This is a genomic window from Massilia sp. TWP1-3-3, assembly GCF_049897805.1.
GTDB lineage: Bacteria > Pseudomonadota > Gammaproteobacteria > Burkholderiales > Burkholderiaceae_D > Telluria_A.
In genome coordinates, this window is record NZ_JAFCWX010000003.1 from 264,663 (window position 1) to 282,233 (window position 17,571).

Annotated in this window: 15 protein-coding genes; 7 read left to right on the forward strand and 8 right to left on the reverse strand. The window is 61.1% G+C overall.

Annotated elements, in window-relative coordinates; all coding sequences use genetic code 11:
* Positions 1-28: 28 nt before the first annotated feature.
* The 3 genes from ACP7D4_RS04465 to ACP7D4_RS04475 are packed head-to-tail and all read right to left on the reverse strand — an operon-like array spanning position 29 to position 2,562.
* Positions 29-841, reverse strand: coding sequence for a crotonase/enoyl-CoA hydratase family protein (locus tag ACP7D4_RS04465; protein ID WP_426207897.1), 813 nt, complete (start codon positions 839-841; stop codon positions 29-31).
* Positions 842-850: 9 nt separating this feature from the next.
* The gene (locus ACP7D4_RS04470) at positions 851-2,143 is read right to left on the reverse strand and encodes an LVIVD repeat-containing protein (protein WP_426207898.1); all 1,293 of its coding nucleotides are present in this window, start codon (positions 2,141-2,143) and stop codon (positions 851-853) included.
* A complete protein-coding gene (locus tag ACP7D4_RS04475) occupies positions 2,140-2,562 on the reverse strand; it encodes a hypothetical protein (protein WP_426101270.1) in 423 nt (140 codons plus the stop codon). The genes ACP7D4_RS04470 and ACP7D4_RS04475 overlap by 4 nt, the downstream gene beginning before the upstream one ends.
* Positions 2,563-2,774: 212 nt before the next feature.
* Between ACP7D4_RS04475 and ACP7D4_RS04480 the strand changes: the two genes are divergently transcribed.
* Complete coding sequence (locus ACP7D4_RS04480) at positions 2,775-3,224, forward strand: YbaK/EbsC family protein (protein ID WP_426207936.1); 450 nt, start codon at positions 2,775-2,777, stop codon at positions 3,222-3,224.
* 173 nt (positions 3,225-3,397) lie between these two features.
* On the opposite strand, the gene ACP7D4_RS04485 is transcribed toward ACP7D4_RS04480, so the two are convergent.
* The 5 genes from ACP7D4_RS04485 to ACP7D4_RS04505 form a co-directional block, all read right to left on the reverse strand.
* Complete coding sequence (locus ACP7D4_RS04485; protein ID WP_426207899.1) at positions 3,398-5,515, reverse strand: putative bifunctional diguanylate cyclase/phosphodiesterase; 2,118 nt, start codon at positions 5,513-5,515, stop codon at positions 3,398-3,400.
* Positions 5,512-5,949: a response regulator gene (locus ACP7D4_RS04490; protein WP_426101274.1), complete on the reverse strand. Its 438-nt coding sequence runs from the start codon at positions 5,947-5,949 to the stop codon at positions 5,512-5,514. Before ACP7D4_RS04490 ends, ACP7D4_RS04485 begins: the two co-directional genes overlap by 4 nt.
* A complete protein-coding gene (locus ACP7D4_RS04495) occupies positions 5,933-7,096 on the reverse strand; it encodes a sensor histidine kinase (protein ID WP_426207900.1) in 1,164 nt (387 codons plus the stop codon). The genes ACP7D4_RS04490 and ACP7D4_RS04495 overlap by 17 nt, the downstream gene beginning before the upstream one ends.
* Positions 7,097-7,358: 262 nt before the next feature.
* Positions 7,359-8,012 carry a response regulator gene (locus ACP7D4_RS04500; RefSeq protein ID WP_426207901.1) on the reverse strand — a complete coding sequence of 218 codons (654 nt, stop codon included), beginning with the start codon at positions 8,010-8,012 and terminating at the stop codon, positions 7,359-7,361.
* Complete coding sequence (locus tag ACP7D4_RS04505) at positions 8,012-10,372, reverse strand: PAS domain S-box protein (RefSeq protein WP_426207902.1); 2,361 nt, start codon at positions 10,370-10,372, stop codon at positions 8,012-8,014. The genes ACP7D4_RS04500 and ACP7D4_RS04505 overlap by 1 nt, the downstream gene beginning before the upstream one ends.
* A gap of 299 nt (positions 10,373-10,671) precedes the next feature.
* On the opposite strand from ACP7D4_RS04505, the gene ACP7D4_RS04510 reads away from it, so the two are divergent.
* The 6 genes from ACP7D4_RS04510 to ACP7D4_RS04535 all read left to right on the forward strand — a co-directional run bounded on the left by ACP7D4_RS04510 (position 10,672) and on the right by ACP7D4_RS04535 (position 17,509).
* On the forward strand, positions 10,672-11,211 hold the full coding sequence (locus tag ACP7D4_RS04510; RefSeq protein WP_426207903.1) for a heme NO-binding domain-containing protein: 540 nt from the start codon (positions 10,672-10,674) through the stop codon (positions 11,209-11,211).
* A gap of 175 nt (positions 11,212-11,386) precedes the next feature.
* Positions 11,387-13,201 (forward strand): bifunctional diguanylate cyclase/phosphodiesterase, encoded by a 1,815-nt coding sequence (locus ACP7D4_RS04515; protein WP_426207904.1) that lies wholly within the window; start codon positions 11,387-11,389, stop codon positions 13,199-13,201.
* A 432-nt stretch (positions 13,202-13,633) separates the two neighbouring features.
* Entirely contained in the window at positions 13,634-14,860 is a 1,227-nt protein-coding gene (locus ACP7D4_RS04520; RefSeq protein WP_426101286.1) for a metal-dependent hydrolase, read from the forward strand.
* A gap of 138 nt (positions 14,861-14,998) precedes the next feature.
* Positions 14,999-15,526, forward strand: a complete 528-nt coding sequence (locus ACP7D4_RS04525; RefSeq protein WP_426101288.1) for a porin family protein — start codon at positions 14,999-15,001, stop codon at positions 15,524-15,526.
* A gap of 100 nt (positions 15,527-15,626) precedes the next feature.
* Entirely contained in the window at positions 15,627-16,580 is a 954-nt protein-coding gene (bla, locus tag ACP7D4_RS04530; RefSeq protein WP_426101290.1) for a subclass B3 metallo-beta-lactamase, read from the forward strand.
* Complete coding sequence (locus ACP7D4_RS04535) at positions 16,577-17,509, forward strand: cytochrome P450 (RefSeq protein ID WP_426207905.1); 933 nt, start codon at positions 16,577-16,579, stop codon at positions 17,507-17,509. Before bla ends, ACP7D4_RS04535 begins: the two co-directional genes overlap by 4 nt.
* Positions 17,510-17,571: the final 62 nt, after the last annotated feature.

The following is a 17,571-nucleotide window of genomic DNA, read 5'->3' on the forward strand; positions in this document are numbered from 1 at the left end:
GCAGCCGCGCAGCCCCGCAGCCGCCACTTTAGTCGCGAAACTCGGCCGCCTGCCCACTCATGTTCGCCATCATTGCCTTTTGCAGGTCTTCGGACATCAGCATCGCCGCATTCCAGGTGGCGACATAATTCAAGCCGTCGGCCACCGTATGGTCGCGCGCATAGCTGATCATCTCCTTGGTGCCGCGGATCGCCAGCGGCGAGCGGGCCGCGATCGCCGCGGCGATCTCGCGCACGCCCGCGCCCAGTTCCTCGCGCGTGCCGAACACGCGGTTGACCAGGCCGATCTCGCGCGCTTCTGGCGCCTCCACGCGGCGCGCCGTGTAGGCCAGTTCGCGCGTGATGCCCTCGCCGATCAGGCGCGGCAAGCGCTGCAAGGTGCCGACGTCGGCGACCATGCCGATATCGATTTCCTTGATCGAAAAATACGCGTCGGCCGAGCAGTAGCGCATGTCGGCGCAGGTGATCAGATCGATACCTCCGCCGATGCAGGCGCCGTGCACGGCCGCCAGCACCGGCTTGCGGCAGCGTTCCAGGCTGCTCAAGGTGTCCTGCAAGTCGACGATCACGGCGCGCAGCGCTTCGCGCATGCGCCCTTCGCACTGGTCCTCGATCTGCGCGCCCAGGCCCATCATCATCTTCAGGTCGATCCCAGAGGTGAAGCACTTGCCTTCGCCTTCGAGGATCGCCACGCGCGCCTGGGGCGTCGCATCGACCCATTTGAAGGCCGAGCGGATGTCGTGCCACATCGCCAGGTTCATGGCGTTCGCTTTCTCGGGGCGGTTCAGGGCAATGGTGGCGATGTGGCCGTCGAGGCTGACGGCGAGTGTTTCAAATTGCATGCGGCGCTTTCAAGGTGTGATGCTGATCAGGTGGAAACCGGTTTCGATATCGCTGCACGTGAGCAGCGGCAGTCCGGGAAATTTATAGACGCCCCAGCAGCCGCTGTAGCCGGGGCCCGCCAGCGCGCTGGTATCGACCCGCATCACCACCTTGGGCACGGCGGGGTTGGACAGGTCGACCGCCACTGCGCCTTCGGTGTAGTGGCTCAGGTAAGCCATATTACCCTCCATGATCACGTTGTGCGGCGTGCCGGTGCCCACCTTGAACGTCGAGAGCTGGGTCGGCGCGGCTGCGCCATTCAAGCGCCAGACCCGTGCCGGCAGGCCGGCGGGCACTTCCTCGGTCGTCACCACAAAAGTGCCGTCGCCGCTCGGCCAGATGTTGTGCGCGAAGTTACCCGGCGTGCCCACCCAGCGCACCGAGAGCCTGGGTGCGGCGGGCGTCGTCAGGTCCCAGATCGACCAGCTGTTGGCCGTGCCCTCGGCCACGTACACCAGGTTGCCGACGGCGGTCATGTCGTGCACCGACTTGTTCAGGTTGAAGGTGGTGATGTAGCGCGGGTTTTCAGGATCGGTCTTGAGGTCCCACACTTCAACCGAACCGTCGCTCGGGCCGCCATGTTCATGTTCGCCCTCGGTGTGGGCCGCCGCCATGGCGCCGCCGAACACTGCTGGCGCGGGCGCATCGAGCAGCGGCGCGCTGATGGGCGCTGGCGCTGGAGGCGCGACGCTGACGGGCCGCTGAAGGTACGCCAGGCCGCGCGCAGTATCGATGTCGATCGTGTGCGCGCGCAGCGTGCCGTCGCGCGGGGCGAAGCTTTTCACGAAGCGCACCGAGGCCGGCAGCGCCGACAAATCGAGGATCATGACCCCGCCGCGCACATTGTCCTGCTCCGAGACGATGTAGGCATGGGTGCCGTAGACGCGCATCTCGCGCCAGTAAACGCCGGGCGACGGCGTATTGGTCGGGCCGTCGATCTCGTCGACCACGCGCACGTTGGCACTGTCGCGCAGGTCGAGCACCAGGATGCCCTTGGCGGTGCCCATCAGTGCATAGCGCGCGCCGTCCGGCGCGGTGTAGCCCCAGTTGCCGGCCACGCCAGTGCGCGCCACGCTCGCCAGCTGCTTGCCGCCAAAGTCGCCCGGAGAACCCGGCTGCACCACCACCGGTGGCGGCGGCAAAGTTGCCCCACCCCCGCCCCCACCACCACCGCCGCAGCCGCTCAAACCAACGATGCACAGCGCCAGCAAGGCGCCGATGGCAGACCGGCTGGGCGCCGGGAATGGACGAATATGCTTCATGTAGTCTCCTCAATGCTGGTCAATGGTGTGGGAAAAGCGCCGGGCGCGGCGACCTGGCAGCGGTTGCGCCCCTTCTTCCTTGGCACGATCAGCGCCGCATAGCCGCCCATCACCAGCGTCAGAACGACAAAGTCGCGCAGGCGGAATTGGAAAAGGCCGTGAATGGCCAGCGTCATGCTCGGATCGGCCAGGCGCAAATTGACGCTGGTCTTGATGGCGGCAAAAAAGAAGGCGTTCAAGGCCAGCACGATGGCGGCATACGTCAGCACGACCGGCATGGCAAAATAGCCGAGGTACCAGTAGATGACGACCAGGGCCAGCGTAAACAAATAAGAGACCGCGCCCAGGACCAGCCGGCGCAAGCGCAGCGCCTGCTGTTTGCGGATGTCGCCGCGCCCGCTTCGGGAGTCGATCTTCATCGGGACGGAGAAACCATGGTGTGCCGCCTTGGAAAGGGTGGTGCCGGTGTCACGGCAAGCTTACCGTTAACCGTGTGCATGCCGCAACCACCCATTGTTTACTGTGCCCCCTGTTGCATAATGAAACTTAAACTGTCGACGAGGAGAAAAATTTGAATAACGACATAACGCTTCCTGACAGCGTGCAGCGCGTTGCCGCCCTGCTGGGCGCCATGCAGCATGACAAGCCCATCGTGATGCTGCCCGAATCGGGTAAAACGTCGGCGGAAGCGGCGCGCAGCCTGGGTTGTGACGTGGCCGAGATCGCCAAGGCGATCGTGTTCCGGCGCCTGGCCGACGACGTGGCCGTCATGATTCTCGCCAGCGGGGCCGACCGGGTGGACGAAGCCAAGGTCGCGGCGCTGGTGGGACCGATCGGCAAGGCAAACGCCCGCTTCGTCAAGGAAAAGACCGGCTACGCGATTGGCGGCGTATGCCCCATCGGGCACCCGACCGCGTCGCTGGTGCTGATTGACCGCAAGCTGTTCAATTACCCCAGCGTGTGGGCCGCAGCCGGCCATCCGCACGCCGTTTTCAACCTCACGGCGGTCCAGCTGCAGGCGATGACGGGCGCGCGCACGGCCGACGCCAGCGTTACCCCACCTGCGCTGTCATTCGCATGAGGCGGCTACACCGTCTTGCGGGATCAGCGTACGACGGCGCTTGCTTCCTGGCGCTCTCGCACCGCTCGTGGTTTTCATCATCATGAGCGATGCCCGACATATTGCCTTGGGCACGCTCGCATCTTATAACTGGCGTTAACTGTCTTGGCCGATCGGGCAAGGTCGACCTGGTCTTAGCCTGCACATGGTTCATGGAAAGCCACTGTCTCAGCTGTGAAGCGGCCATAGTTCAGTTTAGCCAGCGGTTCGGGGCGTCCAAATAGATATCCCTGGAGCCGCGTGCAACCACTGCGCAAGAGGAAGTCACGCTGCGCAAGGGTTTCCACGCCCTCGGCGATCACTTCGATGCCAAAATTGTGGGCCAAGTCGATAATCGAGAGCACGATCACAGCGTCGTTGGCGTTATCAATCACGTCCTGGACGAACGACCGGTCAATCTTGATCTCGTATAGCGGCAAGCGTTTCAGATAAGACAGTGAAGAAAAACCTGTGCCGAAATCATCCAGAGAAAAGCGAATACCGTGCTGACGCAGTGCGACCATCTTGCCGATTGAACTCTCCAACTGATCCAATAACAAGCTTTCCGTCAGCTCGAGTATGAGTCGATGCGGGTTGGCGCCGCTGTGATCAACGATGTCGAGTACGCGCTCGACAAAATTGATATCGCGAAATTGACGCGCGCTGACGTTCACGGCGATGGTCAGTTGGGCGCGTGCACAATCATGCGACCAGTCGACCAATTGGGCGCAGGCAGTTTCCAGTGTCCAATAGCCCAAATCGCAAATAAGGCCGGTTTCTTCGGCCAGGCCGATGAATGTTGCCGGCAGGACCAATCCTCTTTCTGGGTGTTGTAGGCGCAACAAAGCTTCCACTCCGAAAAGTTCTCCGGCGCTATCGACTTGCGCTTGATAGTAAAGCAAAAAGTGACGTCGCTTGAGGCCCTGGCGAAGATCTGCTTCCAGCGCGTTGCGCGTCGCAATGCGCGTTTGCATCGCGGGATCGAACATCATTTGGGTGTTGCGCCCGTTTGCCTTGGCGCTGTACATCGCAATGTCGGCGCGCTTCATCAATTCCTCGGGTGAACAACGGGTGTCGCAAAACAGGGTGATGCCAATGCTTGCAGAGATGCTGTACTCGCCACCATTGAGCACGTACGGTGTATTGATCAAGCCGATGATCTTGCACGCGATGGCATATACCTCGTTGGCGGCGACGTCCTCCATGCAGCTCAAGCGCTCGATAATGATAACGAATTCGTCACCGCCTGCGCGGGCGACGGTGTCGTGCGCCCGCATGGCCGAGCCCAGCCGAGCGGCAGTCTGCTTCAAGATCTGATCACCAGCGTCGTGCCCAAGCGTGTCGTTGAGTGTTTTAAAATTGTCCAGGTCCAGGAACAGCAGCGCACCATACTGTGTGCTGCGCTCGGTCAGTGCCAAGGCGTGGGAAAGCCGGTCTTGCATCAAGCGCCGGTTCGGCAATCCTGTCAAGGGATCGAGAAAGACGAGCTTGTGGATCGTCTCTTCCGACGCCTTGAGCGCGGTCACGTCGGTTGAAAATTCCCCAAGCAAACGCTGTCCTGACGCGCCGACAAAGGGAAATCGGGTACGTTTCCAGTAAGACATCTCCATATCGGGCTGGTGAAACTCGTCAATGGTTTCAGTGATGGCGCCGTCTGCCAGCACCTGTTCGTCACGCACGCCCGACATGACGCCGCTACCAGGCTGCGCGGACGCATCCGTCCGGCCGATCCACAGTTCGCTCGCCACCCCGTAAGCCGTACTCCATCCCTTGTTCATGTAAAGATAGCGGCCATCATGATCCTTGATCGATGCGACGAAAGGACTCGCATCCATGAACGCGTGAAAGCGTTTTTCACTATCGATCAGGTCCAACTGCGCGCGGCGCAGGCTGGCACGCGCGCTGGCATCGTCCAGTTCGCGCAGCAAGGCTGGTCCCAGGCGTGCCAAATTGTGCTTCATGACGTAATCATTGGCGCCCGCCTTCATGACCGCGACCGCCATTTCCTCGCCGACGGTGCCGGAAACGAGGATGAATGGGATGTCGCCATGCAGCGTTCGGCACAGGTTCAGTGCCTCCAAGCTACTGTAGCCAGGCATGGAAAAATCCGAAAGAACCGCATCCCATGGATCGGCGAGTGCTTCGGCAAGCGCTGCGCCGTCGTGCACGCGCTGCGCGCTCAGGTCAAAGCCCGCCTTGTTGAGCGCGCGCATGACCAGTGCGGCGTCGTCTTCCGAGTCCTCCACAAGTAACACCTTGAGCGCTCGCCTCATGCGCGGACCTGCGCTGGCGCGTTGTGATTCAAAGTCAGCCAATAGCTTGTAATGGCGATCATCATCTCGACAAATTGCGAAAAAGCGATGGGCTTGACCAGGTAGCTGTTCGCACCCAGCGTGTAGCACGCCACCACGTCGTCGTCGAGCATCGACGAGGTCAGGATCAACACCGGGACCAGACGGGTACGGGCGTCGGCGCGGATCGCTTTGAGCACCTCGATGCCGCCGAGACCGACCAGTTTCAGGTCCAGCACAACCAGCTTGGGCAAGGCTTGCTGGCCGCAGCCGAACAAATAGTTGAGCGCTTCACCGCCGTCATGCACCACAATTACCGGATGGGTCATTTTGGCCAGGCGGAATGCGCGCAAGGTCAACGCCACGTCATCGAGATTGTCCTCGACCAACAGCAGCACGTCAGGATGCTGTGCCATGCTCAACCTCTTTGGTGGAAAAATAGAACGTCGCGCCATGGCCCACCTCGGCCTCGGGCCAGATGCGGCCACCATGGCGCTGAATAATGCGATTGACCAGCGCTAGGCCAATGCCGGTGCCAGGAAAGTCGGCCGTATGGTGAAGGCGTTGAAAAGCACCGAACAGTTTTGGCGCATTTCGCATGTCGAATCCAGCACCATTGTCGGCCACAAAGTACACCCCCCCGCCTGGCTGCGCGGTGCTGCCGATACGAATCACAGGCTTGGCCACCTTGGCAGTAAATTTCCACGCATTCTCGATCAGGTTTTGCAGCACGATCCGCAACAGCGCTTTGTCGCCGTGCATGTGCATGCCTGGTTCGATCACCCATTCGAGCTGGCGCTTTGGATGTTCCGCAGTCAGCTCGGCGGCGATACCGGTGCATAGCGCGCTCAAGTCGAGGTCCGCAAGTTTGAGCTCGACACGCCCCACATCGGATAGGCGTAGCAAGTCGTCAATCAACTGCCCCATGCGTTGGCTGGCATTCCGGATTCGCTGCAGGGCGTCCTTGCCGCTTGCATCGAGCTGCTGATCGTAATCCTCGAGCAGCGCAAGTGAAAAACCGTCCATGCTGCGCAGTGGTGCACGCAAATCGTGCGACACGGAATAGCTAAACGCCTTGAGCTCGTCGTTCAGCGCGCTCAGTTCAAGGTTCTTTTGACTGAGCATCGACTCGATGCGGATGCGGTCTTCGATTTCCAGTCGCAGCTGTTCGTTGCTGGCGCTCAGCGCCGAGGGACTGGGCAGCGCAAGCGCGAAGGGTATCAACTTGACCAGCAAAATAGCGGTGGGAATCGATGCCAGTGCCGTGATTGCCTTGATTGCCCCCGAGAGCCAGTATGCGGGATGCCATACGGTCCAGACCTCCATCACGTGACTGGTGCCACAGGCGAGGATGAAAACGGCAAAGCACACGAATATCCAGTTAAATTGCAAATCTTTGCGGCGACGAACAAAGTAGATCAATGTCAACGGAATAGTAAAGTAGGCAAGTGCAATCAGCGTATCGGAGCCCACATGCAGCCAGAGTAAAACTGGTTCCCACAAGTAGCAATGGCCGTGCGGCATAAAATCTTCTGTCGATAAATACCGTATTAAATCGTCCATGAAAGTCCTTTGTGGGCGGTGTAACGTGACCGGTGCACGTCGACGCCGGCGCGAGGGACGGCGCCCCTATGTCAACCAGGCTGACACATCAGAGCAGCTTGGGCGATCCGTTTAAAACGCTAGCTGGTCTAGGCCATGGGGCATACCGCCGTCACTGAGCTGTTATTATCAATTAAAGTTTCCACGCGGAATTAAGGTTAATTCTTGGGTACAACAAGGATTTTTCTCGCCGGCCCACGTGTCCTACCTGATAACGCGGGCCTTAGCCCTCGGCGTCTGCCAGCCCGTTCTTGACCGCGAGCAGTACCAAGCTGACGACGTCCCGTACACCAAGTCGCTCCATCAATTGGGAGCGATGCGCCGCCACGGTCTTCTCGCTCAAGTCGAGGTCAAAAGCAATCTCCTTGGTGCTTTTCCGGGCAACGACCAATTTAAGGATTTGCAATTGGCGAGCCGTCAGCGACTGGAATTGCTTCTTCTCGCCCGTTGGGGCCAAGACAAATCGCTCGATCATTTTGGTCGATACGGCCGGGCTCAAATATTTGGTGCGGCGTACAATCGCATTGAGCGCAATTTCCAGTTCAGCCGGCGCGGATTCCTTCAACAGGTAGGCCGATGCGCCTTGCCGCAACGCTTCCGTCACCATTTCCTCAGACGCATGCATGCTTAGAATAATCGTAGCCACTTGGGGGAACTGCTGCTTGAGCACGCGTATCAGGTCGAGGCCGCTGTGCTCGCCCATCGTGATGTCGGTCACCACAATATCGGGAATCTGGCGGGCCACGCGCCGCATGGCTTCGTCCGGCTCTGAGGCCTCGGCGATCACGACATAGTCGTCTAGCTGATCAATCAGGCTGCGAATGCCCGCCCGCACCAAGACGTGATCGTCAACCAGCAAAATGGTCGTCTTGGGCATCAGCACGCTTGCAACGGGAAAACAACGATGACGCGGGTGCCGCCGCTGGCCGACGATTCAACATTGAACGTGCCACCTAGCAGTTCAACTCGCTCATGCATGCCGCGCAGACCACCGCGGCTGCCATCGGCACGCTGTACTTGGGTCCCTGCGTGATGAGCGAAGCCAACGCCATTGTCGCGAATAATCAGTTCAAGCTCACGTCCGGCTTCGCCGCCGTTCACTTCCACCACAACGCAGGTCGCATTGGCATGGCGTACGACGTTGGTAATACTTTCCTGCACAATGCGATAGACGGCGATTTCAATAGGCGGCGCGAGCTTGGCCGGCAAGCCCGCATATTCAAAGATATAGCCGCAGTCGCCTGTTGCAAATTGGCGCTTCAACAACTGCTCCAGCGCAGATTCAAGGCCGAGGTAATCGAGCGCCGGTGGTCGCAAGGACACCGAGATGACCCGAATCTGGGCGATCAAGGTCAGCACGGCCGCGTCGAGTACTGCCCAGGCCGCGTGCGCATCGGGCTCGAACAGAAAGCGGCGCAGGTGGTGCAGGTTAATTTTTAGCAGCGCCAGGCGCTGGCCCAGTTCGTCGTGCAGTTCGCGCGCCAGGCTGATGCGTTCCTGCTCCTGCGCATGCAATAGCTGGCTCGACATTTTTTCCAGGTTAGCATTCAAACTAAGAATTTTCGTCGCGGATTTTCTTTGCTCGGTAATGTCCTCGCCGATACTTGCGGTGCCGATCACCTTGCCATTGTGATCATGTAGCACAGAGCTGTTCCAGCAGATCAGGCGCCGCTCACCATTTTCCCTGAGGATTTCATCTTCATAGCGCAGCGTTGTTGGACTATCTGACAGCAAGTCGAGAAAGTGCTTCCTTGCCTCAGCATGATCGGCAGCCATGAAGATAGAGAACCAATCGCCGCCGATGACGGCATCGAGCCGGCGGCTGGTCAGGCGCAGCAAGGCTTCATTGCAAAATGTGACCTTGCCCTCGAGGTCGAGCATCACCGATAGTAAGCTCGAGTTATTCAACAACTCGTGGAAGCGGTGTTCGCTCTCGCGCAAATCATGCCCCGCCTCCCTGCTTTCCGTAATGTCCTGTGCCACTCCCGCAATACGGGTAACAATGCCGCCGGCGTCCAGGATCGAGAACACCTTGATGAAAATCCAGCGCACTTTCTGATCCGGGCGCCGGATTTGAAAGAAACAATCAAAGCGTGCGTTCGTGCTTTTACGATGTGTGGTGTAGGCAGTGGCGATACGTGCACAGTCATCCGGCAACATCGCGCTGGTCCATGAATGCGAATCGGCATACAAGCTGGCGCAGCTACGCCCGATAATTTCTTCGTAAGCCGAACTGACATAGAGAACCCGCCACGTTGTGGCATCAAAAAGAAAAAAGACATCGCGAATGTTGTCGGCCATTTGGCGGAACTGCGCTTCGCTGGCGCGCAACGACTGTTCGGCGCGGTACTTTTGAGTCACCTCCATATGCATGACGACCGCGCCCTCTGCACCGTCGCCGAGGGGCGAGACCGTCATCATGAACCAGCGCTGCTGTTGCTCGGTATGGCAAGGGTATTCAATCGAAAAATCATGCGCTGCGCCACTGAGCACCGCTCGGATGCCGCAGGCCGCATCCAGGCTCCGATCCTCCTCAGACAGACCTGCGAGCTCGCAGATGGCGAGATAGTCGCTCCCAACGCCAAAATTACACCTTGGGGCCATCCCGTTAAGATCGGCAAAGTTACGCCAGGCCTGGTTAACGGAAACGACAATGCCCTGCCGGTCGAGCAAGGCGACGGTGACCGGCAGCGCATCGAGAATGGCAACTTGCCGCGCTCCGTTGCTTAATCGATCCGCCCCGGCAGGGTTAAGCGCGCCCGCGCGCGCTGGCCTCAGCACTAACGCCTCTCCATCCACAGGGAGAAACGCTTTTTCGGTCAACCGCAACAGATTGCGTACCTGAAGGCGCAGTTCATCAGCGCTTAGTGGCTGCATCAGGAAAACATCGGCACCCGCTTTCAGCGCGTTCACGCAGGCGCCAGAATGCGCGTGGGAGTTCACCACCAGCACAGGAATCTGTACGGTTGCCAGATTTGCTTTAAGCGATCGCACCCACGCATAGCCGTTCGCTTCGCCTGACGCCAAATCGAGAACGATCAGGCTGGGGGAGCACAAGGAGATGGCCGCCGAAGCAGCGTCTACGTCGGTTGCGCCGATCAAGCCATAGCCTTCTTCACGCAAGACTGACTCGATCGGCGCAGCCACGCCGCTGCCACTGATGCCAACGAGCAGCAACTGGAGCTGCGGATTGATGCCAGCTTGTGGCCGCTCATCCAACATCGCCGCGTCAACCACGGAAAAATCTCATCGTGTTCATGCATTCATTGTGCAGCATTTCCCGGCTTGTCGCGCACGATTGGCAGCTTGCGCCTCCCAGTGGAGCATCTGCACCCCGGGCGTCAACGTTGTCATCGGCGTGTCAATTCCATTGCATTGCCGTTCCTGCGGCGCGGCCTTGCAGTGATCGCATCCGACGTGGTCAACCTGGCGCAGCGCAACGCCGCTTGCCAACGCGGGGGGACAACTAGAAACAATTTCAATCATAGTTTCTCAAATGCTATATGATTACTTTGGTCATCACACCAGAGGCTACGATGAAAGGTGTCATTTTCAATCTGCTTGAGCAAGCCGTCAGCACGGAGTTCGGCGCAGCGACCTGGGACAAGCTGCTCGATGACGCTAAACTGTCGGGCGCCTACACTTCGCTCGGCAGCTACGCGGACGCCGAGATCATCGCCCTGGTCGATGTTGCCTCGAGGGCGCTCAAGCTGCCGCCCCCCGATGTGCTGCGCTGGTTTGGCCACCGCGCCATGCCCTTGCTGTTTGCCCGTCATCCCGATTTTTTCAGCAAGCATGCCGCTACGCGCAGCTTCCTGCTTACCTTGAACGACATCATTCACCCAGAAGTGCACAAACTGTATCCGGGTGCGATCACGCCGGTGTTCGATTTCGGGGTCAGCGAGGATGGCGACTTGGTGATCGGTTATAGCTCGCCGCGCAAATTGTGCGCATTGGCAGAAGGTTTCATCAAAGGCTCCGCCGAGCATTTCCATGAGCAGGCCGACATCGAGCATCAACAATGCATGCATGAAGGCGCCGTCAAGTGTGTGTTCCATGTCCGAATACATCGATGACACGGCGGCGCTCAACGCCGAAATCACCCGCCTGAACCGGCGCCTGCTGCGCGCGACGACAGCGCGCCTTGAAGCCGAAGCGATCGCCGAACGCGGTCTGCGCGACCTGTTTCAAAGACAGCAGGAAATTGCCCTGCTACAAACGATTGCTACGGCAGCGAACCAGGCTACCAGCGTGGAAGACGCGATGTGCCACGCTCTGGCGGCAGTATGCAAATTTGCGTTCTGGCCACTGGGCCATTTGCTGCTGTCCGATGACGGCATCGACCGTCCGCTTCACTCGACGAGCACTTGGCATGACGAAAGCGCAGGCAAGTACGACGGCCTGCGTGCGCTCACTGAATCGATCGCATTCGGCACTGGCATCGGCCTTCCTGGTCGGGTCGCTGAAAGCGGTGCGCCGGCGTGGATCAATGTCGGCTCTGATGATGCAGATGCCTATCCGCGCCTGCCGGAAGCGATGCGCGCAGGCCTGAGCTCACTGTTTGCGTTTCCTGTGATGATCGGCACCGATGTCGTCGCTGTGCTCGAATTTTTCAGCATGAAGCTCCAGACGCCTGATGAAGCACTGCTGCGGTTGATGGCCCAAATCGGCATTCAACTCGGACGCGTCGTCGAACGCAACCGCACCAAGACCAAGCTGATGCACGATGCGCATCACGATTCGCTGACCCAACTGGGAAACCGTACGCTATTTCTCGCTCGCCTGCAGCATGCTCAGCGACGCGCCACGCGTGTGCCAGGCTACAAGTTCAGCGTACTATTCGTTGATCTGGACCGTTTTAAAGCGGTAAACGACGGCTTGGGGCACCAGGCAGGCGACCAATTGATCATCGCCACGGCCAACCGCTTGTCTTCCGCGCTGCGCCAGACCGATCTGATAACGCGCGGTGATGCAGATGATGGTGGCGCCGATATCGTGGCCCGCATTGGCGGCGACGAATTCATTATTCTGCTCGACAATATCAGCAGCGAGCAAGTTCCGGTGCGCGTTGCAGAAAGGCTGATCAGCGTCATGGCGCAGCCCTTCATGCTCGATGAGCAGCAGGTCATCGTGACGGCCAGTATCGGCATTGCCCAAAGCGCCAGCGGCTACGACGACGTGAAGAACATGGTGCGCGACGCCGATATTGCCATGTACTACGCCAAGCAGCAGGGCCGGGCGCGCTGGGTCATGTTCGACACCATCATGCAGCAGAAAGCCTTGCGTCGGTTGCGGCTGGAGTCGGAACTGCGTCTGGCGCAGGACCGGGGTCAATTGTGGCTGGCCTACCAGCCCGTTGTCACCCCCGGCGACGGCCTGATTCGCGGCTTCGAAGCGCTGCTACGCTGGAACCACCCCGTGTACGGTGCGGTCGGCCCGACCGAATTCATCCCGGTTGCCGAAGAGATCGGCTTGATCAGCGCGATGGGTTCCTGGATCCTGCAGCATGCATGCCGCCAGCTGCGCACTTGGCAGCATGAGAGCGGACGGTCGATGACGATGAGTGTGAATCTATCGGCCCTGCAACTGTCGCACGAAGGCCTGGTCGCGCTCGTTGAACAGACCTTGAACGAGAGTGGCATCATTGCCGGCACCCTGAGACTGGAATTGACGGAAAGCGCGATCATGGCTGCCCCTGAGCGCGCGCTGAGCATATTGCTGCAGTTAAAGCAACTGGGCGTCAAGCTGTCACTCGACGATTTCGGTACCGGCTATTCTTCACTGAGCCAATTGCGGCGCCTGCCGATCGACACCTTGAAGATCGATCGTTCCTTCGTCAGCCAGATGGACCTGCACGATGACAAGCGCCAGATTGCCGAAGTGGTCATGATGCTTGCGCACATATTGGGTATGGAGGTCGTAGCCGAGGGGGCGGAAACAGCCGCCGAGGTTGAGTTATTACGCGAAATGGGCGCCGATTTTGTACAAGGCTACTACTACTTCAAGCCAATGCGGGCAGATGCAGCCGACGCAGCTTGGCGCGAGCAAGATGCAATGTGGATATAAGCATGTCCAGGTTTCAGCATTCGCGATATGCTAGTGTCACTCGCATTACACCTCGAGCGCATCGCGCTGTCACGAGGCAGAACCAGCGCCGTGTTGCGGCGATTGCTGACCGAGTACGACCGGTGTCGTACGCGCTTGCACGGCGCCTAACGCGCTGGAGCGCTCCCCAGCGCTCCCCGTGCAATCCGTAGCTCAGGTCGCGGCGCATGACGATCGCACGGCCCGCCGGTCTATCATGCGGTATGCGGCCAGTATGCGCTTATGCGACCAAACAGCGGCTCATGCAGTCTAGTGCCGCCGACTCCAGACAATTGGCGAAGCCGCCTTCCGACATCGACCAACGGTGGCAGACAGAGCGCCAAGCAAGGAAGGGTTTTAGTTGCAGGTCTGATAACCGCTCGACCCACACACCTACAACAATAGCTCAGCATCATGGATAACATCAGTCACTCACTGTCGGGCCTTGCCGTCGCCGAACTGCTGCACCGCAGTCTGGCGCCGGAGCCGCACGCGCAGGCCCAATCGCTGCGCCGCCGCATGGTGCTGGTCGCTGGCGCTGTGGCGGCCAACCTGCCCGATCTCGATCTCGTGCTTACCGGCCTGTTGCCGGCGCCGCTCGGCTACCTGCTGCATCACCGCGGCCACACCCATACGCTGCTGTACGCGGCGCCGCAGGCGCTGCTGCTCATTGCGCTGGTCTGGCTGCTGTGGCCTTCGGCCCGCCTTTTGCTGCGCACAAGCGCGAACGCCCGCGCCGCTCTGGTGGGCGCCACCGTCATCGGCCTGGGCCTGCACCTGCTGATGGATTATGCTAATTCGTATGGCGTGCATCCCTTTTACCCGTTCGACGCACGCTGGCTGTATGGCGACATGGTGTTCATCGTCGAACCAGTTTTCTGGATCGGCTTCGGGGTGCCGCTGGCGATGATGCTGCCGGCGCGGCCCCTGCGCTTTGCGCTGGGCGCGCTACTGGCCGGCGTGCTGGCCTGGACCTGCGTTGCCGGCTTTCTGCATTGGGCCTCACTGCTGGCGCTGGGACTGGCCGCAGCGTCGATCGCCTTGCTGCAAGGACGTGCCGGCGCGACCGGGCGCGCCGGCCTGGCAACAGGCGTGCTCGTGGCGGGCGCCTTTGTCGCCTTGCAGGGCGTCGCTTCGCATGTGGGCCGCGAGCATGTGGCGCAGCGCCTGCACGCCCTGGCCCCGACCGCTCGCCTGCTTGACGCGGCAATGACGCCGTTGCCGGCCAACCCCGCGTGCTGGTCGTTCGTCACGGTCGAGCGCTTTGACGACGCCGGCACGTATCGCATTCGGCGCGGGCTCCTCAGCCTCGCCCCGGCCCTGCTGCCGGTGCAGGCGTGTCCGGCCGCCTTTTTACCCGTGCTCGCAACGCTGGATGCGGAAATCGGCCTGGCTACGCCGACGGACGCCAGCTTGGCCTCACTGCGCGGCCTGGCCGCGAACTGCCACTTTCACGCCTGGATGCGCTTTGCGCGCGCGCCGCTGCTGGCCGGCGCCGTTGCCAGCGACGCGCGCTTCGCGCGGGGCGCCGGGGCAAATTTTTCGACTTTCGATCCGGCCGCGTTCGCGCATGTGCCATGCCCGGCCAACGTGCCCGCCTGGGCCTTGCCACGTCAGGATCTGCTCGATCCAGCCGGCTAAAAGGTACTGCGATTCGGGCGGAAAAGTACCGCAGAACAGAACCTTGCGAATAGGCAATTATTACAATTCGTCCAATGTTACCTTTGCGGCCTCGCAATTTATTGTGAATTGCGAACCAATGAATCAAGGATCACAACGATGAAAAAATACCTGTTCGCCTGCCTCATTGGCGCGGCGCTGAGCGCGCCCGCTTACGCCGCAGGTCCGTACGTGGGGCTGGGCATTCACGCCTACGACGGTGGCGTTTCGAAGGGCAACGAAGGCGCACTCAAGCTGTTCGGCGGCTATGACTTTACCAACACCTGGGGGGTGGAAGCAGGCTTGCCCGGCACGCCCGACTACAATGCCCAGGACGCGTCTTTCAGGCCGCTCGGTACGGCCAAGGGCAACCTGGTGTACATCGCGGGCAAAGCTACCATGGCCATCAGCGATCGATGGTCACTGGTGACCAAACTCGGGCTGGCCCACTCCCGCCTGCATTTTGACGGACCACGGGGCGGCCACGAATCGACGACCGGCCTGTACGCCGGCATCGGCATCAAATATGCCATGACGCAGAAAGTGACGGTGACGCTGGAATTGGAGCGCTTTGGACGCCAGCCCCAGCATAGCTATGGCGGCCCCAAGCGTGAGTCGGTTTCGCTCAACATCGGCTACAGCTTTTGACCTGCGCGCCGGCGCCAGAAAGGCCGTGCCTCAACACTTGGCGCCGGCTGCCCAAGCTTGTCATATAATCATGTTTTTACAAACATGGGGAGCGGCGACCTTGAATTTTGCATACCGGAACACAGCGACAAGGGCGCGCGCGCTGGCCTGCACCTTGCTGCTGGCCGCCTTCGGACCGGCGCTCGCCCAGGAAGCAACCACGTGCCCCAAGTGCGCGGCCTGGAACCAGCCGCAGGCGCCGTTTAACATCTATGGCAATACCTGGTACGTGGGCACGCGCGAATTGTCGGCGTTGCTCATCACCAGTGCCAACGGCCACATCCTGCTCGACGGCGCCTTGCCGCAATCGGCGGCGCAAATCGCGCGCAATATCGTGAGCCTGGGCTTTCGAATCGAAGACGTCAAGCTGATCGCCAACTCGCACGCGCATGCCGACCATGCGGGCGGCATTGCCGCCTTGCAGCGCGCCAGCGGCGCCCAAGTGCTTGCCAGCGCCTCGGGCGCACAAGTGCTCAAAGCAGGTACGCCAGGGCGGGACGACCCGCAGTATTCGCCCGGCGGATCTTCGCCCATTCCCGTGCCGGCCGCCGTGCGCACAGTGGCCGACGGCGAAACCGTCAGCACCGGCCTGCTTGCCATCACGGCCCACCTGACGCCCGGGCATACCCCGGGCGGGACCACCTGGAGCTGGAAATCCTGCGAAGGCAAGCGCTGCCTGGACGTGGTGTATGTCGACAGCCTCAATCCCGTCTCGAGCGAGGGCTTTCACTTTACCGGCGACAGCGCGCGGGCCGACTTGACGCGCGCGTTCCGGGCCAGTATCGCCAAGGTTGCCGCCTTGCCGTGCGATGTGGTGGTGTCGGTGCACCCGGACTTTACCGGGACGCTTGAAAAAGCCGGCAAGCGCAGCGCCGCGCGCAACGCCTTTATCGACCCCGCCGGCTGCCGCACCTACGCCAAGGATGCCGGCAAGCGCCTGGACAAGCGGGTCGCGCGCGAAGCGCTTGAAGCGCTGGACGCAGCGCGCGCCGCCAAGCGGAGCGACCCCTCATGACAGCCTCCTTGCAAAGCGGCGAGCCGGGCGCCGTCGGGCGCCGCATCGACGAGCTGCCCGGGCCGCGCGCGCTGCCGCTGGTGGGCAATATGCTGCAGATCGACCGGCTGCGCGTGCACCAGACAATGGAACGCTGGAGCGGCCAGTTCGGCCCCATTTTCCGGGTGCGCTTTGGCCGCGGCAATGTGTTGGTCGTGGCCGACGGCGCGGCGGTGAGCGCGATTTTGCGCGACCGTCCGGATGGATTCCGGCGGCCCGCCGTCACCGCGCTGGTGTCGGAAGAAATGGGCGGGCGGCACGGCCTGGTGACGTCCGAAGGCGAAGCGTGGCGCAGCCAGCGCCGCATGGTGATGGCCGCTTTTGCGCCGCAGGCCGTCAAGGCGTATTTTCCTTCGCTCGTGAAGGTGGTGCTGCGCCTGCAGCGGCGCTGGGAAACGGCGGCGCGCGACGGCACGCCGATCGCGCTCGGGCCCGACCTCAAGCGCTATACGGTTGACATCATCGCGGGACTGGCGTTTGGCACCGACGTCAACACCATCGAGGGCGGCGACGACGTGATCCAGCGCGACCTCGACCTGCTGCTGCCGGCGCTGGCGCGCCGCAGCGTGGCCCTGATACCGTACTGGCGCTGGTTCAAGCTGCCGCAAGACCGCAGGCTCGAACGCAGCGTTGCCGCCATCGGCTCAGCGGGCAATCAATTGATCATCGTCGCGCGGGCGCGCCTGCAGGCAGAGCCGGCCCGGCGCGAGCAGCCGGGCAATCTGCTCGAAGCCATGCTGGCGGCGGCCGACCGCAGCGACAGCGGCGTGGATGACGACATTGTCGCCGGCAATGTATCGACCATGCTGCTGGCGGGTGAGGATACGACCGCCAACAGCATCGCCTGGCTGCTGTACCAGCTCGCGCGCAACCCGGACGGCCAGTGGTAAGTCAAGGTGCCGATCCCGTAGGGCCCCGATGACGGGGCAAAGCCGAACACGGGGACCAGCAC